Below are 22,281 nucleotides of genomic sequence, written 5' to 3'. Positions count from 1 at the left end.
GCCCCGGCAAGCCCGGTGGCCAACCAAACGCTCAGAACATTATCGACTTAACCCAACAAATCAGGTAAGCCGGCACGGACAACTCCCGGTTTCATGCCACCTGGACGATCGCCTCACCTCCGCTTCACGCCCCACCCGCCAAGCTGTTTCCATCGGCGCCACACGGCCGCCGGTACGCGCCACTTAGTCGACGCGGGGAGGCGACTGAAGATGGTCCTCGAAATGACCCAGAACGAACTGCACCCGGCCGCCGTCATCGGGCCCGATAACAGCACCATTGCCGACAGCTCGGTTGTCGACAGCAGCACCACCGACGCCCTGGTCGACCTGGACGCGACCGACGAGCGGGGTGTGTCTGCCGACCTGGTCCGCGCCTACCTCAACGGCATCGGCCGGACCAAGCTGCTCACCGCCGTACAGGAGGTCGATCTGGCCAAGCGGATCGAGGCCGGCCTGTACGCCGAGGAGAAGCTGGCCGGTGACCTGCCGGCGGCGCTGCGCCGCGACCTCGGAATCGTGGCCGAGCAGGGCCGGTTGGCCAAGAACCACCTGCTGGAGGCGAACCTGCGGCTGGTGGTCAGCATCGCCAAGCGCTACACCGGGCGCGGCATGGCCTTCCTCGACCTGATCCAGGAGGGCAACCTCGGCCTCATCCGCGCCGTCGAGAAGTTCGACTACACCAAGGGCTACAAGTTCTCCACCTACGCCACCTGGTGGATCCGCCAGGCCATCACCCGCGCCATGGCCGACCAGGCCCGCACCATCCGCATCCCGGTGCACATGGTCGAGCAGGTCAACCGGATGGTCCGGGCCCGCCGCGACCTCGCCACCACGCTCGGCCGCGAACCCACCGTGGCCGAGGTCGCCGTGGCGCTGGGCGTACCGGAGTTCCAGGTGATCGAACTGATCTCGTACGACCGGGAGCCGGTCAGCCTGGACCAGGCTGTCGGCGAGGACGGCGAGAGCGCACTCGGGGACTTCGTCGCCGCTGTCGACCCGCGCGAGGAACCGGGGGACGCGGTCTCCCAGGGCCAGTTGCGCAACGAGGTGGAGATCGTACTGGCCACCCTCTCCTCCCGGGAGGAGGCGGTGATCCGGCTGCGGTTCGGGCTCGACGACGGACGGCAGCGCACCCTGGACGAGGTGGGACGGGAGTTCGGGCTCTCCCGCGAACGGATCCGGCAGATCGAGAAGGTGACCCTGCTCAAGCTCCGTGACCCGTCCCGCGCCGACCGGCTGGAGGCGTACGCGAGCTGACCTCGCACGGCACCTGGAAGGACCCCGGTCGACAGCGGTTCGCGTCGAGCCGGGGTCCTTTGCCGTCCGTCCGTACCGACCGGGGTCGGGATCGGGGGGCGGGATGAGAGAGTGCGGGAATGAGGATCGCGAATCTCGGCCTGCGATTCCTGCTGGAACTCGGCGCACTGGTGGCGCTCGCCTACGGCGGCTGGCGGACCGCGGGGCCGGAGCTGTGGCAGCGGCTGCTGCTGGCCGTGCTGTTCCCGGTCGCCGCCGCGCTGATCTGGGGCCGCTGGGTCGCGCCACGATCGGACCGGAAGCTGGCCGACCCGGCCCGCCTGCTGCCGGAGTGGGTCGTCTTCGGCGGCGCGACGGCCGTACTGGTCGTCACCGCTCACCCGTACCTCGGGGTCGCCCTGGCGGTGCTCGCCGCCGGCAACCGGCTCGCGCTCTGGCGACTGGGCAGCGACACCGACGGCCGGGCGATCCGCTGAGCCGCCCGCGGGGACGATGGACGGGGGACGGGCGACGGTCAGAGGCGACGGGGGCCGGTGTCAGGGCGGGTGGTGGCGGCACCCAACCGGATCTCGGCGTGCAGGACCGCCACGCCGTCCGGGCGGGCCAGCACCGGGTTGAGGCGCAACGTCCGTACCCGTGGTTGCTCGTCGACCAGCCGACCGACCCGGGTGAGCAGGTCGACCAGCGCGGCCCGGTCGACCGGCGCCGCCCCCCGGTAGCCGTGCAGCAGCGGCGCGGCCCGTGGCCCGTCGATCAGCGCGGCGGCGTCCCGGTCGGTCAGCGGCGCCGCCCGCCAGGCCCGGTCACCGAGCAACTCGGTCGCCACCCCGCCCAGCCCGAACCCGACCACCGGCCCGAACACGGCATCCTCGGTCGCCTCCACCACGCACGCCACCCCCGGTGCCACCATCGACTGGACCAGCACCCGGTCACCGAACGCCTCGGCGATCTCCCGGTACGCCCGGCGTACCGCCTCGTCGTCGGCCAGGTCCAGCCGGACCGCCCCCAGGTCGAGCCGGTGCCGCAGCCCCTCGGTGGCCGCCTTCAGCACCACCGGGTAACCCCGGATCCGGGCCGCCGCCACCGCCGCCGCTGCCGAGTCGACGACCGTGGACGGCACGACCGGGATCCCGTACGCGGCGAGCAGCCGCTCGGCAGCGCCGGTCCCGCCGTCGCCCCCGTGCGGTCCGGTCCCGCCGTCGTCCCCGTCCGGTGCGATGCCGCCGTCGAGTGCGTCACGGGCCGCGTCCCGGTCGACACCGGCCGGTTCGGGCAGCTCACCCATGGGCTCACGTAACCAGTCGGCGTAGCCGACCATCCGGGCCAGGGCCCGTACCGCCTCCTCCACCGACGGGTACGACGGCACCCCGTCCGGCGGTCGGCCGACCGGGAAGGTCGCCACCGTCGGCCGGTCCCCGGCCAGCGCCACGCTCGCCACCGCCGAGGTGAAGTCGGCGTCGTCGCCGACGAGCTGGCCGGGCAGCGGTGGGGCGAAGTGCACCAGCAGGGCGTCCACCGCCGGATCGACCGCCGCGTCAGCCAGTACGTCGGCGAAGTCGTGCGCGGTCGCCTGCGGCTCGACGTTGCGCGGGTAACCGGCGCCGACGGTGAGCCCGTACGCCCGGCAGGCGATCGCGGCCAGGTCGGCCAGGGCGGTGGAGTTGCCGACGATCCCGACCCGTCGACCGGCCGGCAGCGGTTGCTGGGCCAGGAGCACCCCGACGTCGAAGAGCTCCGCCACGGTGTCCACCCGGATCACGCCGGACTGGGCGTACAGGGCGGTCACCGCGGCGACGTCCGGACCCGTGGGGGTGGTCGGGTCCGGTGGCGGGGTGCCCTGGGGCGCGGACAGGCGGGTCGGGGAGGCGAGCGCCACCACCGGTTTCGTCCGGCCGATCCGGCGGGCCAGCCGGGCGAACTTGCGCGGATTGCCGAAGGTTTCCAGGTAGAGCAGGATCACGTCGGTGCCGGGGTCGTCCTGCCAGTACTGCAACAGGTCGTTGCCGGAGACGTCGGCCCGGTTGCCGGCCGACACGAAACTCGACAGGCCCAGCCCACGGCGTTCCGCCTCGGCCAGCAACGCCACCCCGAGCACCCCGGACTGGCTGAAGAAGCCGACCCGACCGGGCGACGGCAGCCGGGGCGCGAGGGTGGCGTTGAGGCGTACCCGTTCGTCGGTGTTGGCCACTCCCAGGCAGTTCGGCCCGACGACCCGCATGCCGGCACCGTGCGCCGCCCGGATCAGGTCACGCTCGGCGGCGGCGCCGTCCGGCCCGGACTCGGCGAACCCGGCCGAGACCACGACCAGGCCGTGCAGCCCGGCGCGGGCCGCGTCGGCCACGACCGCGGGGACCGCCTCCGGCGGCACCGCGACGACGGCCAGGTCCAGCGGTACGCCCGCGTCGACCGCAGCCGGGTACGCGGGCAGCCCACCCACGCTCGCCGCGCTCGGGTGCACCGGTACGAGATGTCCGGTGAAACCGCCGTCGCGCAGGTGCCCGAGGATGGCGGCGCCGATGCCCTGCCCGGTGGCGCTGGCCCCGTACACGGCGATGCCGGTGGGGGCGAGCAGCCGGGCGATCGACCGGGCCTCGGTCAGGTGCTCGCGACCCCACTGGACCCGCAGTGTCTGCTCGGTGGGGGCGATCGGGAAGCTGAGGTGGACCACGCCGTCGGCGTACTGGCGTTGGACCAGGTAGCCGAAGTCGGCGAAGACCCGCAGCATGGTGGCGTTCGACGGCAGCACCTCGGCGACGAACCGGGTGATCCCCTCCCGGCGGGCCGCCTCGGCGAGGTGTTCGAGCAGCACCGGTCCGATGCCGCGCCCCTGGTGGGCGTCCTCGACCACGAACGCGACCTCGGCGTCGGTGGCCCCCGGCCCGAGCCGGTCGAACCGGCCGACGGCGAGGATCCGCTCCCCCGCGACCACCACGAACGCCTCGCGGTCGTGGTGGTCAACGGTGACGAACCGGTGCAGGTCCCGCTCCGGGATCCTCGGGTACGGCGAGAAGTAGCGCAGGTAGCGGGTGCGGTCGGAGAACCGGGAGTGCATGGCGACGATGCCGGCGGCGTCGTCGGCGCGGATCGGTCGCAGGTGGACGGTGGTGCCGTCGCGCAGCAGCACGTCTGCCGAGCGGTCCGCTGGGCCGTCGACCACTGAGCGCTCGCCTCCGATCACTGCTGGATCGTCTCCGACCACTGCGGGCTCGTCTCCGATCACTGCCTCGGGTTCTCAGTCCCTGGGGTCGTGCGGATCCAGGCCGTGCAGCGGGAAGACCGCCTTGCGGGTGGCCAGGATGGAGCGGTCCACCCCGTCCGGTTCGCCGGTCGGCTGCCACGGCTCGTACGCCGGGTCGACGTCGTCGGTCATCCGCAGCGGTACGTCCCGCTCGGGTCGCCGGGCCTTCGCCAGCGCCCGCCAGCCCGGTGGGGTGAGCGCGGCCGGCTCGATCGGGTCGCCGGTGGCGATCGCGAGCAGGTGGGTCCAGGCTCTCGGCACGACTTCGACCAGGGCGTACCCACCGCCGCCGGTGGCCACCCAGCGGCCGTCGCAGAGCTCGTCGGCGAGTGCCCGCAGGGCCAGGTAGCTGGCCCGCTGCCCGTCGACGGAGAGCCGCAGGTCGGCGAGCGGGTCGAGCCGGTGGCTGTCGGCGCCACACTGGGTGACCAGGATCTGCGGCTGGAACGCCCGCAGCACCGACGGGACGACCGCGTGGAACGCGCGCAGCCAGCCGGCGTCGCCGGTGCCCGGTGGCAGGGGCACGTTGACCGCGCTGCCCCTGGCGGCGGGGCCACCGGTCTCGTCGGGGAAACCGGTGCCGGGGAAGAGCGCGAGCGGGGTTTCGTGCAGGCTGATCGTGAGCACCCGGGGGTCGTCGGCGAAGATCTCCTGCACCCCGTCGCCGTGGTGGACGTCCACGTCGACGTAGCCGACCCGTTCGGCGCCGAGGTCGAGCAGGCGGGCGATGGCGACGGCGGGATCGTTGTAGACGCAGAATCCGGCGGCCCGGCCGGCCATGGCGTGGTGCAGGCCACCGGCGACGTTGACCGCCCGCCGGGCCTCGCCGCACCAGACCGCCTCGGCGGCGGCGAGGGTGGCCCCGGCGATCAGGGCGCTGGACTCGTGCATGTTGTCGAAGATCGGGTTGTCCGGGGTGCCGAGGCCGTACCCGGAGAAGAACGGGTCATTTGGTGCCGCCCGGACCGCGTCCAGGTAGTCCGGTCGGTGCACCCGGAGCAGGGCCGCCTCGTCGGCCGGGGTCGGGGCGACCACCCGCACACCTGTCCGGTCGAGGATGCCGAGTTCTCGCGCCAACGCGACGGTCAGCTCGACCCGGACCGGGTCGAGCGGGTGCTCACCCAGGTCGTAGGCGAGCAGGGACTCGTCCCACACCACCACCGTGCCATCCGACATGGCGCCATCGTCGCACGCGACGCGGCCCGCTCCCAGACGCATCCGCCCGGCGGGCGGCTGGTTCGGGTCCGGTCCGGGAGGGTGGGTCAGGCGCCGGTGGCGACCGGGCGGGCCGGGTCGGTGAGCCACTGGCTCCACGAGCCGACGTACAGCGCGGCGTCGGGGTGGCCGGCGAGGTGCAGGGCGAGCACCGTGTGCGCGGCGGTCACCCCGGAGCCGCAGTACGCGCCGACGCGTACGCCGGGCGCGACGCCGGCCTCGACGAACCGGGACCGGAGGGCGGCGGCGGACCGCAGCCGGCCGTCCGGGTCGACGTGCTCGGTGGTCGGCAGGTTGACCGCGCCGGGGACGTGCCCGGCGACCGGGTCGACGGGTTCGGTCTCGCCCCGGTAGCGGGCGGGTGCCCGGACGTCGAGCAGCACCCCGGCACCGGCGGCGAGCGCAGCCGCCTCGTCGGCGTCGAGCACCGGCAGGGCGCCCGGGGTGACGGTGACGTCTCCCGGCGGCGGGGTCGGCACGTCGGCGGTCACCGGTTGGCCGGCGGTGACCCAGGCGGTGAATCCGCCGTCGAGCACCCGGACGGCGGTGTGTCCGGCCCAGCGCAGGGTCCACCAGGCGCGGGCGGCGGCGAGCCCGTCACCGGCGTCGTAGACCACCACCGGGTGGTCGCTCCGCACCCCGGCGGCGCGCAGGACCCGCTGGAGCGCGGCCGGGTCGGGCAGCGGGTGGCGCCCGTCGGGACCGGGGGTGCCGCACAGCTCCGCGTCGAGATCGACGAAGACCGCTCCGGGCAGGTGTCCGGCGGCGTAGTCGGCCCGAGCGGGTGGGCCGGCGAGACGCCAACGCACATCCAGTACGGTCGGTCCGGTCGTGGCGGCCGACTCCGGATCGGCCAGTTCCCCGGCGAGGGTGGCGACGTCGACCAGAAGATCATCTGTGGCGGGCATGACACTCAGTCAACACCATCGGATCCGATCGGCACCAGCGTGAGACGCCCCGTTCGGGCTGCGGCTCCGGGTCGGTGACCCGGCATGGCAGCGACCACCGGGCGGGCGGCTGAAGTGATCGATTTGTGTACTTTCAAAAATGAAAAAGACCCCGCCACCTCATCAGGCGGCCGGGGTCTTTCTATTCGCTAGAACCTAGAACCTAGGACTGCCGGGCGAAGCCGACGAACGCGCGCCACGCCTGCGGTCCGAAGGTCAGCGTGCCGCCGTCACGGTCCTTGGTGTCCCGGACGAGCACGCGGCCGGGAAGATTGTCGGAAACCTCAACGCACGCGCCGCCGTTACCGCTGCTACGGGTGCTCTTGCGCCACTGGGCGCCGGTCAGGTCGTCCATGTTCCTGCCACTTCCGTCATCAGGTCGATTGACTGCCGGTGCGGCAACGCCTCACCGCGCACGGACTCCCACGACGCCTGGAGCGCCTCCATCTTGTCAGCGCTGTCGACCACCTGGCCATCAAGTTGCGTGTCCAGGTAACCGGTCAGCCGACCGCCGGGGCCTGCGGCAAGCACGAAGGGTCCGTTCAGGCCAGCGTACGCGCCGGCTGTCGACGGCACGATGTGCACACGGATGTGCGGCTCGTTGCACGCGGCGATGATCGCCCGGACCTGCTCCCCCATCACCTGAGGGCTACCGACGGCGCGATGCAGGACCCCCTCGTCCAGCACGGCCGTGAACTGCGGCGGCTTGTTCCGGGTGAGGATCGTGTGCCGGTCCATTCGGTTGCGCACGCGCAACTCCACATCATCCCGCGACCACAGCCCCGCATCGGTCAGCACCGCACGTGCGTACGCCTCGGTCTGCAGTAAGCCGGGCACTACCAGGGCTTCAAACCACCGCAGCGACATTGCCTCGCGCTCGGCCTGCGCCCAGGGGACGAACCACAGTGGATCGCGGCGGCGCCCGGTCTCCGGCCACAGATCGCTCACCTCCCGACCGAGGACTGCCGCCGCTTTGACGCGCGTACGCGCATGCGGCACACGGCCGGGGGACAGCCATCGACCAACGGTTTTACGGTCGACGCCGGTTCGCTGAGCAAGGGATTCCACGGTCAGGCCGAGTTCCGTCATCGCGGACCGAAGAGCCTCATTCACGTTCGACGCCTCCTTTGGGGACAGAGCGTGGATATCTCGGGGACATTACCATCGGCCGCTGCGTTGTCTGGTCCCGCACGACAAGCTGACTATCCAGTGCAACTGCTCGCACGGGCAGAACGATCGGGCCACTGGCGTCCTTTCAAAATGGCCCGACACCATTTAGAAGAGGTATCGACATGTCCCTACCCCGTCGCCACTGGTGGGTCTGCGTCTGGCCGTGGACTCTCGGGGCCGCTGCGCCGCAACCACCCGCCCGCCCGGCCCCGGCCGACGTACCGACAACGAACCTGGGGCCACTGCTCACGCTCGGGCAGCGCATGGGCAACCGCGTGCCCCGCAACGGTGGCCGTCATGCCCGATGAGCCGCTGGTCAAGGTCGGTGACGTGTTCACCGTCGATCCCACCGCCTACCTGCTCGGACATGGGCCGCACGACTGGGGCCACGGGCGCCCGGTGACCCTGCGGGTAACCCACCTTCCGATGCACATCAACCTCGGTCGTACCGACTGGATCGCGCTCGTCGGCGTCGAACTGGGACCCGACGGCGGCGAGGAGACGAGGTGGGTCGGCGTCATCCGTACCAGGTCCCTGCCCGGCTACCGCCGACCCCCGTGCGGGTTCGGGTGCGAGCCGCGTTGCCCGCCGTTCATCACGCCGGGCGGGCAGCTATGACCATTGCCCATGAGTGACGAATTGAGCACCGACACGTTGGCCTGGATCGCCCGGGCGGAGGTGGTGCGCCATCGAAGGGGACCCATCTGGCGGCCGGTTTGTCTCCACTGTACTCAGTACGGCTGTCCGTACATGGATCTGGCAATTGAGTTCCTTCGGGCCCTGCGGTGGACCACGAGCACCGGGGCACACGTGGGCGTTGCAGACAGAGACGAAGACGGGGACGAAGAATCGTGAGTAGACAGGATGAGCCGCTGACGAAGGCCGGGATCTGGTGGGCCGTCCGTACGACGCTTCAGGGCCACGTCAATGGCCGGCGCTGCCCGCAGTGCCTGACCGACGACGAATGTCGGCAACTCGACTGGGCGATCAAAGAGTGGTCCGCCAGCAACCCGACCTCTCCGGTGTCGGTACTGCTCGCCGGCTCGGGCGTGACCCCGTGACCGAGCCCGAGTCGACCGAACCCGAGTTGACCGCCGGCACAGAGAACAGCGGTCGATCACTGACGAAGGTCACCGTCAATCTGGTGCCGCGTGCGGTCCAGGCGCTCGACCTGGCTTGCGGGCGCACCAGGGACACCAAGACCGACACGATCAACCGGGCACTGGTCGTCTACAACCTCGTCCTTGAGCTGATGGAGCGCAACGGCGGGAGCCTCACCCTGCGCAACCCCGAAGGCAGCACCGAGCGAGTGCACCTGATCTAGCCGAGAGGTGGCGAAGCATGGATCACGACGAGGCGACCGAGGGCCAGGGCGCCCCGCATCGACCGGGCGCCGGTTGGCTCTGTGGTGACGACGGCGAAGCATGGCCGTGCATGACCTGGAAGCGCCGAATGTGGTCGTGGTACCCGCGTCCACGGGACCGCCGTCGGTTGTACGTGATCATGATGGGTCACCGCGACAACGCGATGGCGGACATGCTCGACATGACCCGCGAGGTCGCCGATGCCCGATTCGTCAACTGGGTGCTTGACCCGCCGGTCCGGCAGGTCAAGCGATCCATCTGACCGCCCGCCCCGAGACTGTCGTCTTCCCCCCCGTGGTCGGCAGTTTCGGGGCGGGCCCTCCTTCTCCGGACAATCGACGAAGACCGCTCCGGGCAGGTGCCCGGCGGCGTGGTCGGCCCGAACGGGTGGCGCGGCGAGCCGCCGCGCACATCCAGTACCGTTGGTACGGCCGTGGCGGCCGACTCCGGGTCGGCCAACTCTCCGGCGAGGGTGGCCATGCCGACCAGAAGATCATCTTCGGTAGGCACGACACCCGGTCAACACCATCACATTCGGTCGGTACCACCGCGAGACGCCCCGTTCGGGCTACGGCTCCGTGTCGGTGACTCGGGGTAGCATTGACCACCGGGAGGGCGGCTGAAATGAACGATTTGGTCGATACGACGGAAATGTATTTGCGCACCATCCTCGAACTGGAAGAGGAGGGTGTGCCGGCGCTGCGCGCCCGGATCGCCGAGCGGCTGCACCAGAGCGGACCGACCGTCAGCCAGACCGTGGCCCGGATGGAACGTGACGGGCTGTTGACCCTCGAAGACGACCGGCACCTGCGGCTCACCGCCTCCGGCCGGGGACTCGCGATCGCCGTCATGCGCAAGCACCGACTCGCCGAACTGCTCCTGGTCAACGTCATCGGCATGCCCTACGAGGAGGCCCACGAGGAGGCCTGCCGGTGGGAGCACGTGATGAGCGACGCCGTCGAGCAGAAGGTCTACGACCTGCTGAACCGGCCGACCCGCTCGCCGTACGGCAATCCGATCCCCGGACTTGAGGCGCTCGGCAGCGCCCTGGAGTCGGCGGCGGCGGAGAGCCCGGACGCCGAGCGCAACCTCGCCTTCCCCGGTCTGACCGGCCAGGTCGTGGTCCGGCGCATCTGCGAGAGCGTGCAGACCGACGGTGACGTGCTGCGTCAGCTCCACGCCGCCGGTGTCGACCCGGGCGCGACGGTGACCGTGGCGCAGGAGCGCGACGGCGTCACCATCGACCGCTCCGGTGACAAGATCCGGTTGCCACGCGAGGTGGCCTCGCGGGTCTTCGTCGCCGCGTCCTGATCTCCGGTCCGGCCCGACCGGACCCGGCTTCCGTGCCGGTCACCTCTCGGTGGCCGGCACTTTGCCGTCCGGGGGACGGCGGTCGGGGTTCGGCGGCCGGGGCCGGACATGGGACGTCGGGTGCGGCAGGTGTGGCGGTCAGGGCTTGGGGGTGGCGGGTGCGGCGGTTTCGATCTCCTTGGCCAGGGTGACCAGCTTGCTGGCGAGGCCGTCCGCCGCCGGCTTACCCTCGCCCGCCGGGAAGGTGTAGCGCAGGTTGATCATCTGACCGCCGGCGGAGAGCCAGGAAACCTCCACTCCGGCGCCGTGGTCCTTGCCGACCGGAAGCGTCAGCCGGTACGCGGACTTGCCCAGGCCCTTGACGACCTGTCCCCCGTCGGGCATCTCGCTGGCGAAGACGGCCGAGTCGGCGGCGGTCGGCGTCACCGACAGCGCCAGATCCGGGCGGCTGGCCTCCTCGGACTGGAGCACACAGGTCTTCGTCGTGCCCGAGGCGGTCGAGGCCGACACGTCGAACCGGGTGCCGATGACCTCTTCGATCGCCGGATAGTCGAGCAACGTACAGACGCCGCCGGCGGCCGAGGCCGGCAGTTTGACCACCGGCGGAATGGGCAGCGGATCACTCGGGGTCACCTCGGCCGACTCGCCGCAGCCGGACAGCGCCAGCAGTCCCGCACCGATCAGTAAGAGCCGCCCGCGCACAGTGACCTCCCGCCCGCCCCGGCCAAGGGCGGCCGGTGAGTCCGTCGGACACCGTACGGGGTCGGACGGTGAGGGCGAAACCCCCCGCCCGTTCGAGGCGCCCGGTGCACGGAAATTCGCCCGCCCGCAACCCGCGGATCCCCTCGCCGCAACGCCGCCCCCGGAACCGGAAACCCGCACTCTTTCAGTGAATGAGTGGTTATCCCGCCTCGGATAGCCACTCATTCTCTACATGAGGACCGCCGGCAACCACGGGTCTATACCGGCAGTCGGGCGACGATGTGCTTGGCGATCTCCAGGGAACTGGTCGCGGCCGGCGACGGCGCGTTGAGTACGTGCACCTGCCGGTGCGCCGCCACGATGAGGAAGTCGTCGACGAGCGACCCGTCCCGGGCGATCGCCTGGGCGCGTACGCCGGCAGCGCTGGGCACCAGGTCCCGCTCGGTCAGCTCCGGCACCAGTCGGGCCAGGCTGGCGGCGAACAGTTGCCGGGACAGCGAGCGGCGTACCTCGGTCAGGCCGTACCCGAAATGTTTTCGGCCCAGCCGCCACAGGCCCGGATAGCCGACCGCGTCGGCCAGCTCCCGCAGGTTGATCCGCCCCCACGAGTAGCCCTCGCGGGCCAGCGCCAGCACCGCGTTCGGGCCGGCGTGCACACTGCCGTCGATCATGCGGGTCAGGTGTACGCCGAGGAACGGGAACTGCGGGTCCGGCACCGGGTAGATCAGGCCACGGACCAGGTCCCGCCGCTCCGGTCGCAGTTCGTAGTACTCGCCCCGGAACGGGATGATCCGGGCGGACGGCGTGACCCCGGCCAGCCGGGCCACCCGATCGGCGTGCAGCCCGGCGCAGTTGACCAGTACGTCCGCGACCACCGCGCCGGCCGTACTCGTCACCACCAGTTCCTCGGCGCCGGCCGAACCGCCACGGCGGGTGCCGATGCCGGTGACCCGGGCGCCGAGCCGGATCCGGGCACCCGCCTTCTCCGCCAGGGTGGCCAGGGCGGCGCAGACCTCGGTGAAGTCGACGATGCCGGTCGACTCGACCCGCAGCGCCGCGACGCAGCGGACCGCCGGCTCGTACTCGGCGGCCTCGGCGGGAGTGAGCAGGTGGACCGGGAGCCGGTTGGCCAGCGCCCGTTCGTGCAGGGCCCGCAGCCGGGGCAGTTCCGCCTCGTCGGTGGCGACGATCAGCTTGCCGCAGCGCTGCACCGGGATGTCCTGCTCGGCGCAGAAGTCCACCATGGAGCTGCTGCCGGCCCGGCAGAGTTCGGCCTTGAGACTGCCCGGTTTGTAGTAGACCCCGGCGTGGATCACACCGGAGTTGTGGCCGGTCTGGTGGGCCGCCAGCCGGTTCTCCTTCTCCAGCACGGTCACCTCGGCGTCCGGCCGGTCCAGGAGAATCCGGTGGGCCGTTGCCAGCCCGACGATGCCGCCACCGATGACCACGTACCTCGCCATGGGCGCAGACGCTACCGGCTCGCGGCGCCACCGGGAGCCGGGTCACCGGCCGGCTCGTCGTCGACGTACGGACAGTGCCGGCACCCCCGACCGCAGCAGGTGCCCCGGCGGGCGAGGAAACCGGCGGTGAGGACGAAGAGTCCGGTCGCCGGGTCCGGATAGCCGGCCTGCCCGGCGGCGAGGGCGGAGGCGTGCGCGGCCAGGATCGTCGCCCGACGCGGGTGGTCCGGTGCCAGTCGGGACGGATGCGGCTGTTCCAGCGGCCGGGGCGCCAGCGGCAGTCGCCGCCCCCGCTCACCGTCACCCATTCCGCGAGGCTACGCCGACCGCGTACGCCCGCCGACCGCGACGGGTCCGGCTCCCCCGAGTGAGCCGGACCCGCGCCATCTACCAAACCGGACCCGCGCCATCTACCAGACAGGTCAGGGCGTCGCCCGGCGGATGGTCAGCAGCCCGACTCCGGCCAGTACCAGGGCGAGCAGCGCCGGCCAGCCGGCGAAGAGGGTGACCGCGGACTGGTCGCCGAACCACCGTCCGACCGCCGGCCACCAGCCCTGCCAGGTGATCAGGACGGCGAGCAGGCCGAAGAGGAAGATCAGCGCGATGCTCAGCGTGTAGAGGCCGCTGACGCCCCAGCGCTTCACCACCAGGGCCGCGAAGATCCCGACGAAGCCGAGCACCAGGAACGGCACGGTGTAGATCAGGATCTGCGCCACCGGGTTGTCGGTGCTCATGAACGACAGGGCGAAGAAGCGCATCGAGATGCCCCACCCGTCGGTCGCCCGCTCGGCCAGCTTGCAGAGGTAGAGCAGGACTCCGAAGAGCACCGACTCGCCGACCAGCAGCAGGGAGATTGCGGTGTAGAAGGTCCGCCGGGTCAGGCTCAGCCCGAGGGAGAACGAGAAGAACTGGGTGACCGACTGAGCGGAGCTGACCATCATCACGATGTAGATGCTGAGCAGGCCGCCGGTCTGCGGCCCGTCGGGAATCTCGTCTCCGATAGAGGCGAACAGGGCCAGGTTGATCACGAAGCTGGAGAGCAGGATGCCCCACGGCCAGGCGACCAGGGCCGGCCAGGTGAGCAAATGGATCCGGGTCGCGGACATGACGCGGTTCATCGGTTGGCTCCCTTGCCTGCCGTACGGACGTTCCCGGCACCGTTCGACGTGTTGGTGAGCCGGACCACCAGTTCCTGTAGCGGCACCGGCGCCAGGTCCACTCCGAGCCCGGCGAACCGGGCCTGCTCGCCCGGCTCGAACGGTCCCCGCACGGTGACCCGGGCCAGGTTGCCCATCTGCTCGCGGTGCAGTTCCTCGACGTTCGCGACCGCCTGTTCGACCGCCGCCAGCGGCCCGGAGACGGTGACCAGTTCGGTACGCAGTGACTCCGCGCTCTCGTCCAGCAGGATCCGCCCCCGGTCGATCAGCAGCACGTGCTCGATCAGGTTGCTGACCTCGTCGATCAGGTGGGTGGAGAGCACGATCGTGCGCGGGTGCTCGGCGTAGTCGGCGAGCAGCCGGTCGTAGAAGATCTGCCGGGCGGTGGCGTCCAGCCCGAGGTACGGCTCGTCGAAGAAGGTGAGCGGTGCCCGCGCGGCGAGTCCGATGGTGACGCCGAGCGCGGAGAGCATGCCCCGGGAGAGCCGGCGCACCTGTCGCCGCAGGGGCAGTTGGAAGTCGTCGACCAGGGCGGCGGCGAACTCCTCGTCCCAGCGCGGAAAGAGCAGGCGGCCGGCGGCGAGCGCGTGCCGTACCTGGAAGGTCTGGGGGTAGGTCTGGCTCTCCTTGATGAAGCAGACCTCCGACAGCACCTGACTGTTCTCGTACGGGTGCTGCCCGAACACCGACAGCTCGCCGGTGGTGGCGAAGTTCTGTCCGGTGAGGATCTGCATCAGGGTGGTCTTGCCGGCGCCGTTGCGGCCGAGCAGGCCGTGGATGGTGTTCTCGGCCAGGGAGAAGCTGACGTTGTCGAGCGCGGTCGTCCGGCCGAATCGCTTGGAGACGCCCCGCGCGGTCACCACCGGGTTCATCGTTCCCCCTCCCTGCGGTCGATCATCGACTTGAGTTCCTCGGCGTCGATGCCGAGTCGGCGGGCCTGTGCGAGCAGGGGTCGGACGTACTGGTCGGCGAACTCTTCGCGGCGCCGTTCCCGCAGGCGGGTGCGGGCGCCGGTGGCGACGAACATCCCGATTCCTCGTTTCTTGTATAGAACGCCGTCGTCGACGAGCTGGTTGACGCCCTTCGCGGCGGTCGCGGGGTTGATCCGGTGGAAGGCGGCCAGCTCGTTGGTCGAGGGGACCTGGGTCTCCTCGGCGAGGGTGCCGTCGATGATCGCGGTCTCCAGCAGCTCCGCGACCTGGAGAAAGATCGGTCGGCCTTCCTCCATCACCCGCACCTGCCCGATGAGGGGTCGAGCGGGTCGAGGTTAGCCGGTTCATTACTCATGTAACTAACCATGTAACCAAGCCGCCGGGATGTCAAGAACGGATCCCCGACACCGCCGTGACGGTCGCCACCCCCGACACCGCACCCTGGCACCGCCGGGCCGCCGTCGAGCAGGTGCGCAGCCGTGCGCCCGGCCGGATAAATGCGGTACCCCGCCGCTCGCGGTCGTCGGTAGGGTGCGACCCGGCCACCCCCGCACGACGGCGGGGGCCGCCCGTACCGGTCGACCACCCCCGCACGGATCGGCACCCCATCGATGACACGACACCTCGCCCCGGCCCCGGAGATCGACCCGGTGCGACCACCGTCGCTCTGGCGGAGCAGGAACTTCCTGCTGCTCTGGGGCGGTCAGACCGTCAGCGAGCTGGGCACCCGGATCGCCGGCATCGCGGTGCCGCTGCTCGCGGCCGAGGACCTCGACGCCACCGTCTTCCAGATCTCCCTGCTGACCTTCCTCGCCTGGCTGCCGTACCTGCTCTTCTCACTGCCCGCCGGGATCCTCGCCGACCGGGTCGACCAGCGGAAACTGATGATCGTCTGCGATCTGGGCCGGATGACGCTGATGCTGTCGGTGCCGCTGGTCGCGTACGCCGGCAAGCTGACGCTGTGGTACCTCTACCTCGTCGTGGGGCTCTGCGGGGTGCTGACCGTCCTGTTCACCGTCGCCTACCGCAGCCGGCTCCCCCGGCTCGTCGCACCGGACCAGCTCGTCGACGCCAACGCGAAACTGGGGATGAGCCAGGAGTTCGCCGAACTTGCCGGCGTGAGCATCGGCGGTGCACTGGTCGGGCTCGTCGGCGCAGCCCGGACCTTCCTCGGCAACGGCCTCGCCTTCCTGGTCAGCGCCGTGTCACTCGGGCTGATCCGGGAGACCCCGGAGCAGCGGAAACCGGCCGGACCGGACAACGGGCCGGACAACGGACCGGTCCCGCTGCGGGTCGCGATGACCGACGGGCTGACCTTCATCCGCCGCCAGCCGATCCTGACCGCGATCCTGGCCTGCACCACGACATCCAACTTCTTCGTCATGGCGGCGGGTTCCATCGAGGTCACCTTCATGGTTCGCGAACTGCACGCCCCACCACAACTGGTCGGCCTCGTCTTCAGCCTCAGCGCCCTCGGCGGCCTGCTGGCGGGCGCGTACGCGAGCCGGCTGTCCCGGTGGATCGGCTCCGCCCGGATCATCTGGGTGGCGATGGCCGCGCCCGGTCCGCTGTACCTGCTCATGCCCCTGGCGCAGCCCGGCTGGGGCGTGCTGCTCTACGGCATCGGGCTGGCCGCGTTCTCCGGCAACGCGGTCCTGTTCAACGTCGCGGGAATGACGTACCGACAGCGGATCACCCCGGCCGGACTGCTCGGTCGGGTCAACGCCGCGTTCCTGTGGATCTGCCTCGGGGCGGTCCCGCTCGGCGCCCTGTTCGGCGGCCTGCTCGGCAGTCAGCTGGGCCTGCGGCCGACACTGTGGATCTGCGTACTCGGCACCTGGAGCGCGGCCCTGTTCGTCTTCTTCTCCCCGCTGCGGCGCATGCGCGACATGCCGGCGGCCTGACCCCGCCGCCCGGCACGGCAGCGCCGGAACCTCACCCGAACCAGGTCATCGCCTGCCCGTGTCCCCGCGTCCAGGCGAGCGGCTTCCCGTCCAACGCCAGCACGTTGTACAGCGCCCCGTCCGGCGGCTGCGGCAACGCGTCGTGGGGCAGCACGTCCGGCGCCTCGTTCGAGATCCAGTGGCCGGGCAGCCCGCGTACCAGCTCGACGAACGCCTCCCGGCGGGGCACCGGCACCTGGTACAGCACGGAGGTGTGGAACACCACCAGCGTCGCGTCGGCCGGTGCCCGCGCGGCCAGCGCCGGCAGGTCGTCCACCAGATCACCGCGTACGAGGGTCGGCGGCTCGGCCGAGGCGACGGCGGCCGCCGCCCGGAGCCGGTCCCGGCGGTGCGTGTGCTCCGGCCAGATCAGCGCGTCGAGCCAGCCGACGTCGTTCGGGTCGGTCACGTCGAGCGGGTTCAGGTCCAGCCCGCCCCGCCACACCACCTCGGGCAGCTCGGCCGGAAGCGGCACCCCGGTCGCCTCGCAGTCGAGCAGCGGCTCGCCCGTACCGAGCAACCGGTCGCCGTAGCGGTAGGCGTACCGGTCCGGGTAGAGGTTCAGCCCGGCGGACGCGCCCACCTCCAGCAGCGCGAGTGGCTGTGGCAGCGCGGCGAGCACCGGCAGCAGTACGGCACACCGTCCGGCCTCGTTCGTCTGGGTCGCCCGCACCCGTATCTCGGCCTCGATCGCCGGCCAGTTCCGCACCGTGTACCCGTGGAACGCGGCCGGATCGTCGACCGGGCCACCGAGCAGCCGTACGACCCCGAACAGCAGGTTCGGCTGCCGCTTGGCCGGCGGGAGCGTGTCGAGCAGGGCGAGCAGCTTCTCGTCACGGGAGACCGCAAGGGACAACCGCTCGTACACGGGCGACACCCCGCGCGCCTCGCGGATCGCGAACTCGGCGTACCTCTCGGAGATCGTCATCTTCCGATGATCGAGGATCCGCCTCGTCCGGCGCCATGTGATCTGACCCTCGGGCGATCCCACCGGCACCACATCGACCACCACTTCGTACGCCCCTCAGCACTCGGATGCCATCTCGTAACGGGTGGCGATCTCGGCGGCGCGGTTGCGCAGGGCGGTACGCAGCCACTGCGGGGCCAGGGCCTCCGCGTTGGTGGAGAGCTGCCACAGCGCCCATTCGGCATGTTCCGCCTCGCCGAAGGTCACCTCCAGCCGCAGCCAGTTGTCCGTGTCGGGCTCCTCGGAGCGGACGGCGAGCGCGTTGCGTACCAGGTCCTCCCGACGCGCCACGTGCACCCGTACCAGCACGGTGACCGGGTCGCCGCCGGCCAGCAACCGCGCGCACCGTTCCCGCCAGGCCCGATCCAGATCGATCTGGTGTGGTCGCTGTGCCGGTTCGGGGAGTTCCTCGGCAGCCAACACCCGCGACAACCGGTAGGTGCGGTCCGCGCCGGACCTCATGGCCAGCAGGTAGCCCCGGTCGCGCACGGTGACCATGCCGATCGGGTCCACCGTGCGCCACCGCGGTGCCTGGTCCGCGGCCGCGTAGTGGATGCGCAGCTTGTGGCCGGCGAGCACCGCGCGCCGGATCTCGGTCACGACGGGGTCGGGGACCTCCTCGGTGACCAGCCGCTGTGACAGCAGGTCGGTCTCGGGGTCGACGAGTAGTCGCCGGGCCGCGCCGGTCGCGATCTCCCGGTGGCCTTCCGGCAGGGCGTCAACCACCTTGCGCATGGCCGAGGCGAGCGCCGGGCCGAGGCCGAACGCCTGCTCGGCGCGGCGCGATCCGACGATCAGCAGGGCAAGTGCCTCGTCGTGGTTCAGTCCGGTGAGTTCCGTCTGGAAACCGGGCAGCAACGCGAACCCGCCGTGCCGACCGCGTTCGGCGTAGACCGGAACGCCGGCTGCGGAGAGCGCCTCGATGTCGCGCAGCACGGTGCGGGTGGATACCTCAAGCTCGCGGGCCAGGGTGGCGGCGGACAGCCGGCCGCGCTGGCGTAGCAGCAGCACCAGCGCGACCAACCGGTCAGCTCGCATGCGGAAATTGTGCCAGGAATACACGACACAGGATGTCGTGATTAGTTGAGAGGCTCACCAACGCGAGGGCGAGAGCCCCCGCGTACCCACACTCTCGACGAAATGGAGCTGAGATGACAGTGGATCGATCGGCGGTCAACCCGTGGACGTGGTCGGTGGAGTTGGGGTACAACCAGGCTGAGATCGTCTCCGGACACACCCGGACCCTGTACTGCGCCGGGCAGACCGCCATGAGCGGCGACGGCAAGCCCCAGCATGCCGGTGACATGGCGGCACAGTTGGCGCTGAGCATCGACAACCTGGAGGCCGTTCTCGGTGCGGCCGACATGTCCCTGGCGAACCTCGTCCGGCTCAACGTCTACACGACCGACGTCGATCGGCTCTTCGCGCACTACGGCGTGCTGGCGTCGCGGTTGGGCGCCGCCGGGGTGGCACCGACCAGCACGATGCTCGGAGTGACCCGGTTGGCGATCCCCGACCTGATGGTCGAACTCGAAGGGACCGCCGTCGCGTGATGCCACCTCGTGGCTGGTCCGTACGAGGAGAAGGGGAGCCGGCTTGTGCCCGGCTCCCCTTCTCCTCGCAACGATCTTCGGCCTGGCTAGCCCATGCCGAATGTCGCAGCCGATGCGGTCCTATCCGATATCAGCTGCAACCCGAGGTGGAGCCGCAGCCCTCGCAGACGTAGCAGCTGCCGGCCGGGCGCATCTTCGTGCCGCAGGTGAAGCAGAGCGGTGCGTCCGCCGCCTTGCCGAGCACCGATTCCAGCAGCTCGGTCGAGGAACCGATCCGGACCCCCAACTGCTTGGTCCCGACCACCTCGGGTGCGGCCTCGGCCGACACCGGCTCGGTGACCGGCGCCGCCGCCGGCTCCGGCTTCGCCTCGGCCGGTGCCGCCACCGGGGCGGACGAGGCCATCACGGACAGCTCCAGGTTGTTCTCCGCCTCCGCCTCGGCCCGCAGCTGCGCGGCCCGCTCGGTCGCGGTGAAGATGCCCAGTTCGGCCCGGCGCTCGTACGGCAGGAAGTCCAGCGCCAGCCGGCGGAAGATGTAGTCCATCACCGAGGCGGCCATCCGGATGTCCGGGTCGTCGGTCATCCCGGCCGGTTCGAACCGCATGTTGGTGAACTTGCTGACGTACGTCTCCAGCGGGACGCCGTACTGCAAACCGATCGAGATGGCCACCGAGAAGGCGTCCATCACTCCGGCCAGCGTGGAGCCCTGCTTGGACATCTTGAGGAAGACCTCGCCCAGGCCGTCGTCCGGGTACGACGACGCGGTGAGGTAGCCCTCGGCGCCGCCGACCGAGAAGGAGACCGTCTCCGACGGGCGCTTCTTCGGCAGGCGCTTGCGCACCGGCCGGTACTCGATGACCTTCTCGACGATCTTCTCCGCGCTGACCGGCGCGACCTCGGCCGGGGCGGAGGCGGTCTCGACGGCCTTGTTCGGCTTGGCCACCGAGAGCGGCTGGCCGACCTTGCAGTTGTCGCGGTAGATCGCCAGCGCCTTGAGGCCGAGCTTCCAGCCCTCGAAGTAGATCTCCTCGACGTCGGCGACGGTGGCCGCCTCCGGCATGTTGACCGTCTTCGAGATGGCGCCGGAGATGAACGGCTGTACGGCGGCCATCATCCGGACGTGCCCCATCGGGGCGATGGAACGCTCGCCCATGGCGCAGTCGAAGACGGCGTAGTGCTCCGGCTTGAGGCCGGGCGCGTCGACGACGTGGCCGTGGTCGGCGATGTGCTCGACGATCGCCTCGACCTGCTCCTCGGGGTAGCCGAGGCTGCGCAGGGCGCGCGGCACGGTCTGGTTGACGATCTGCATCGAGCCGCCGCCGACCAGCTTCTTGAACTTGACCAGTGCCAGGTCGGGCTCGACGCCGGTGGTGTCGCAGTCCATCATCAGGCCGATGGTGCCGGTCGGGGCGAGCACCGACGCCTGGGCGTTGCGCCAGCCGTTGCGGTCACCGAGCTTGTTGCCCTGGGTCCACTGCTTGGTGGCCTCGCGGACGATCGCGGTGGCGACCGTACCGGAGGGCTTGATCTCGTCGTTGGCGGCGGCGTGCTTGCGCATGACCCGCTTGTGCGGCTCGGCGTTGCGGGCGTACCCGTCGTAGGCGCCGACGACACCGGCCAGTTCGGCCGAGCGGCGGTACGCGGTGCCGGTCATCAGCGAGGTGATCGCGGCGGCGACCGAGCGCCCGGTCTCCGAGTCGTACGGGTGGCCGGTCGCCATCAGCAGCGCGCCGAGGTTGGCGTAGCCGATTCCGAGCTGCCGGTAGGCGCGGGTGGTCTCGCCGATCTTCTCGGTCGGGAAGTCGGCGAAGCAGATCGAGATGTCCATCGCGGTGATCACGAACTCGACCGAGCGGACGAACTTCTCCACCTCGAAGCCGCCGTCGGCGCGGAGGAACTTCATCAGGTTGAGCGAGGCCAGGTTGCACGAGGAGTTGTCCAGGTGCAGGTACTCCGAGCACGGGTTGGAGGCGGTGATCCGCCCGGTCTCCGGGCTGGTGTGCCAGTCGTTGATGGTGTCGTCGTACTGGAGGCCGGGGTCGGCGCACTCCCAGGCGGCCTGGGCGATGGTCCGGAACAGCCCCTTGGCGTCGATGGTGTCGATCACCGCGCCGTCGAGCCGGCCGCGCAGGTCGAACGTGCCGGCGCCCTCGACCGCCCGCATGAACTCGTCGGTGACCCGGACCGAGTTGTTGGCGTTCTGGTACTGCACGCTGACGATGTCGGAGCCGCCGAGGTCCATGTCGAACCCGGCGTCCCGCAGGGCGCGGATCTTGTGCTCCTCGCGCGCCTTGGTGGTGACGAACTCCTCGATGTCCGGGTGGTCGACGTCGAGGATGACCATCTTGGCCGCGCGCCGGGTGGCGCCGCCGGACTTGATGGTGCCGGCGCTGGCGTCCGCGCCGCGCATGAAGCTGACCGGGCCGGAGGCGGTGCCGCCGCTGGAGAGCAGTTCCCGCGAGGACCGGATCCGGGAGAGGTTGACCCCGGAGCCGGAGCCGCCCTTGAAGATCAGCCCCTCTTCCTTGTACCAGTCGAGGATCGAGTCCATCGAGTCGTCGACGGCCAGGATGAAGCAGGCGCTGACCTGCTGCGGCGAGGCGGTGCCGACGTTGAACCAGACCGGCGAGTTGAAGCTGAACACCTGGTGCAGCAGCATCCAGGTCAGCTCGTGCTCGAAGATCTCCGCGTCACCCGTGGTGGCGAAGTAGCCGTGCTGCTCCCCCGCGGCCCGGTAGGTCTTCACCACCCGGTCGATGAGCTGCTTGAGCGACCATTCCCGCTCCGGGGTGCCGACGGCGCCGCGGAAGTACTTGGTGGTCACGATGTTGGCCGCGTTGACGCTCCACGAGTCGGGGTACTCGACCCCGCGCTGCTCGAAGTTGATCGAGCCGTCCCGCCAGTTCGTCATGACGACGTCCCGGCGTTCCCAGGTCACCTCGTCGTAGGGGTGAACCCCCTCGGTGGTCCAGACCCGCTCGACCTTCAGTCCGGCCGTGGTAGCCGCCCGTGACCGGCTCTTGTTCGCTGTCATACCTTCCCCCGCCATCTCATCCGCCCCCTTA

Annotated in this window: 23 protein-coding genes; 9 read left to right on the top strand and 14 right to left on the bottom strand. The window is 70.8% G+C overall.

Annotated features, from left to right (window positions below):
* Positions 1–210: 210 nt before the first annotated feature.
* On the top strand, positions 211–1,257 hold the full coding sequence (sigB, locus tag ACZ6QQ_RS06665; RefSeq protein WP_465874848.1) for an RNA polymerase sigma factor SigB: 1,047 nt from the start codon (positions 211–213) through the stop codon (positions 1,255–1,257).
* Positions 1,258–1,376: 119 nt separating this feature from the next.
* A complete protein-coding gene (locus ACZ6QQ_RS06660; RefSeq protein ID WP_465874847.1) occupies positions 1,377–1,733 on the top strand; it encodes a YrdB family protein in 357 nt (118 codons plus the stop codon).
* Between the two features lie 38 nt (positions 1,734–1,771).
* On the opposite strand, the gene ACZ6QQ_RS06655 is transcribed toward ACZ6QQ_RS06660, so the two are convergent.
* From ACZ6QQ_RS06655 to ACZ6QQ_RS06635, 5 genes are all read right to left on the bottom strand, one after another.
* Positions 1,772–4,435, bottom strand: a complete 2,664-nt coding sequence (locus ACZ6QQ_RS06655; protein WP_465874846.1) for a bifunctional acetate--CoA ligase family protein/GNAT family N-acetyltransferase — start codon at positions 4,433–4,435, stop codon at positions 1,772–1,774.
* Between the two features lie 54 nt (positions 4,436–4,489).
* Positions 4,490–5,671, bottom strand: coding sequence for an acetoin utilization protein AcuC (locus tag ACZ6QQ_RS06650; protein ID WP_465874845.1), 1,182 nt, complete (start codon positions 5,669–5,671; stop codon positions 4,490–4,492).
* An 86-nt stretch (positions 5,672–5,757) separates the two neighbouring features.
* A complete protein-coding gene (locus ACZ6QQ_RS06645) occupies positions 5,758–6,618 on the bottom strand; it encodes a sulfurtransferase (RefSeq protein WP_465874844.1) in 861 nt (286 codons plus the stop codon).
* Positions 6,619–6,820: 202 nt separating this feature from the next.
* Positions 6,821–7,003: a DUF397 domain-containing protein gene (locus tag ACZ6QQ_RS06640; protein ID WP_465875034.1), complete on the bottom strand. Its 183-nt coding sequence runs from the start codon at positions 7,001–7,003 to the stop codon at positions 6,821–6,823.
* Positions 7,000–7,770, bottom strand: a complete 771-nt coding sequence (locus ACZ6QQ_RS06635; protein ID WP_465874843.1) for a helix-turn-helix domain-containing protein — start codon at positions 7,768–7,770, stop codon at positions 7,000–7,002. Before ACZ6QQ_RS06635 ends, ACZ6QQ_RS06640 begins: the two co-directional genes overlap by 4 nt.
* A 354-nt stretch (positions 7,771–8,124) precedes the next feature.
* On the opposite strand from ACZ6QQ_RS06635, the gene ACZ6QQ_RS06630 reads away from it, so the two are divergent.
* The 5 genes from ACZ6QQ_RS06630 (at position 8,125) to ACZ6QQ_RS06610 (ending at position 10,502) form a co-directional block, all read left to right on the top strand.
* Positions 8,125–8,445 (top strand): hypothetical protein, encoded by a 321-nt coding sequence (locus tag ACZ6QQ_RS06630; RefSeq protein WP_465874842.1) that lies wholly within the window; start codon positions 8,125–8,127, stop codon positions 8,443–8,445.
* A gap of 233 nt (positions 8,446–8,678) precedes the next feature.
* The gene (locus ACZ6QQ_RS06625) at positions 8,679–8,888 is read left to right on the top strand and encodes a hypothetical protein (RefSeq protein WP_465874841.1); all 210 of its coding nucleotides are present in this window, start codon (positions 8,679–8,681) and stop codon (positions 8,886–8,888) included.
* Positions 8,885–9,151: a hypothetical protein gene (locus ACZ6QQ_RS06620; RefSeq protein WP_465874840.1), complete on the top strand. Its 267-nt coding sequence runs from the start codon at positions 8,885–8,887 to the stop codon at positions 9,149–9,151. The genes ACZ6QQ_RS06625 and ACZ6QQ_RS06620 overlap by 4 nt, the downstream gene beginning before the upstream one ends.
* Positions 9,152–9,168: 17 nt before the next feature.
* Positions 9,169–9,453 carry a hypothetical protein gene (locus ACZ6QQ_RS06615; RefSeq protein WP_465874839.1) on the top strand — a complete coding sequence of 95 codons (285 nt, stop codon included), beginning with the start codon at positions 9,169–9,171 and terminating at the stop codon, positions 9,451–9,453.
* Between the two features lie 362 nt (positions 9,454–9,815).
* On the top strand, positions 9,816–10,502 hold the full coding sequence (locus ACZ6QQ_RS06610; protein WP_465874838.1) for a metal-dependent transcriptional regulator: 687 nt from the start codon (positions 9,816–9,818) through the stop codon (positions 10,500–10,502).
* 138 nt (positions 10,503–10,640) lie between these two features.
* On the opposite strand, the gene ACZ6QQ_RS06605 is transcribed toward ACZ6QQ_RS06610, so the two are convergent.
* The 6 genes from ACZ6QQ_RS06605 to ACZ6QQ_RS06580 form a co-directional block, all read right to left on the bottom strand.
* Positions 10,641–11,204, bottom strand: a complete 564-nt coding sequence (locus tag ACZ6QQ_RS06605; protein WP_465874837.1) for a hypothetical protein — start codon at positions 11,202–11,204, stop codon at positions 10,641–10,643.
* 257 nt (positions 11,205–11,461) lie between these two features.
* Positions 11,462–12,664 (bottom strand): L-2-hydroxyglutarate oxidase, encoded by a 1,203-nt coding sequence (gene lhgO, locus ACZ6QQ_RS06600; protein WP_465874836.1) that lies wholly within the window; start codon positions 12,662–12,664, stop codon positions 11,462–11,464.
* A gap of 11 nt (positions 12,665–12,675) precedes the next feature.
* A complete protein-coding gene (locus tag ACZ6QQ_RS06595; protein ID WP_465874835.1) occupies positions 12,676–12,972 on the bottom strand; it encodes a DUF5522 domain-containing protein in 297 nt (98 codons plus the stop codon).
* A gap of 114 nt (positions 12,973–13,086) precedes the next feature.
* Positions 13,087–13,782: an ABC transporter permease gene (locus ACZ6QQ_RS06590; protein WP_465874834.1), complete on the bottom strand. Its 696-nt coding sequence runs from the start codon at positions 13,780–13,782 to the stop codon at positions 13,087–13,089.
* Positions 13,779–14,693 (bottom strand): ABC transporter ATP-binding protein, encoded by a 915-nt coding sequence (locus ACZ6QQ_RS06585; RefSeq protein ID WP_465874833.1) that lies wholly within the window; start codon positions 14,691–14,693, stop codon positions 13,779–13,781. Before ACZ6QQ_RS06585 ends, ACZ6QQ_RS06590 begins: the two co-directional genes overlap by 4 nt.
* Complete coding sequence (locus ACZ6QQ_RS06580) at positions 14,690–15,049, bottom strand: GntR family transcriptional regulator (RefSeq protein ID WP_465874832.1); 360 nt, start codon at positions 15,047–15,049, stop codon at positions 14,690–14,692. Before ACZ6QQ_RS06580 ends, ACZ6QQ_RS06585 begins: the two co-directional genes overlap by 4 nt.
* A 315-nt stretch (positions 15,050–15,364) precedes the next feature.
* Between ACZ6QQ_RS06580 and ACZ6QQ_RS06575 the strand changes: the two genes are divergently transcribed.
* Positions 15,365–16,657 (top strand): MFS transporter, encoded by a 1,293-nt coding sequence (locus ACZ6QQ_RS06575; RefSeq protein WP_465874831.1) that lies wholly within the window; start codon positions 15,365–15,367, stop codon positions 16,655–16,657.
* A 31-nt stretch (positions 16,658–16,688) separates the two neighbouring features.
* Here ACZ6QQ_RS06575 and ACZ6QQ_RS06570 read toward each other — a convergent pair whose 3' ends face one another.
* Both ACZ6QQ_RS06570 and ACZ6QQ_RS06565 read right to left on the bottom strand, forming a co-directional pair.
* Positions 16,689–17,624 (bottom strand): DUF2332 domain-containing protein, encoded by a 936-nt coding sequence (locus tag ACZ6QQ_RS06570; protein ID WP_465874830.1) that lies wholly within the window; start codon positions 17,622–17,624, stop codon positions 16,689–16,691.
* A gap of 96 nt (positions 17,625–17,720) precedes the next feature.
* Positions 17,721–18,701 carry a helix-turn-helix transcriptional regulator gene (locus ACZ6QQ_RS06565; RefSeq protein ID WP_465874829.1) on the bottom strand — a complete coding sequence of 327 codons (981 nt, stop codon included), beginning with the start codon at positions 18,699–18,701 and terminating at the stop codon, positions 17,721–17,723.
* Between the two features lie 113 nt (positions 18,702–18,814).
* Here ACZ6QQ_RS06565 and ACZ6QQ_RS06560 point away from each other — a divergent pair, with 113 nt between their 5' ends.
* The gene (locus tag ACZ6QQ_RS06560; protein WP_465874828.1) at positions 18,815–19,216 is read left to right on the top strand and encodes a RidA family protein; all 402 of its coding nucleotides are present in this window, start codon (positions 18,815–18,817) and stop codon (positions 19,214–19,216) included.
* A 130-nt stretch (positions 19,217–19,346) separates the two neighbouring features.
* On the opposite strand, the gene ACZ6QQ_RS06555 is transcribed toward ACZ6QQ_RS06560, so the two are convergent.
* The gene (locus ACZ6QQ_RS06555; protein ID WP_465874827.1) at positions 19,347–22,265 is read right to left on the bottom strand and encodes a vitamin B12-dependent ribonucleotide reductase; all 2,919 of its coding nucleotides are present in this window, start codon (positions 22,263–22,265) and stop codon (positions 19,347–19,349) included.
* Between the last annotated feature and the right edge of the window lie 16 nt (positions 22,266–22,281).

The sequence above is a fragment of the Micromonospora sp. NPDC049529 genome (genome assembly GCF_055586685.1).
The sequence above is the reverse complement of the archived record's forward strand: the minus strand, read 5'-3'. Positions and strand labels throughout refer to the sequence as shown.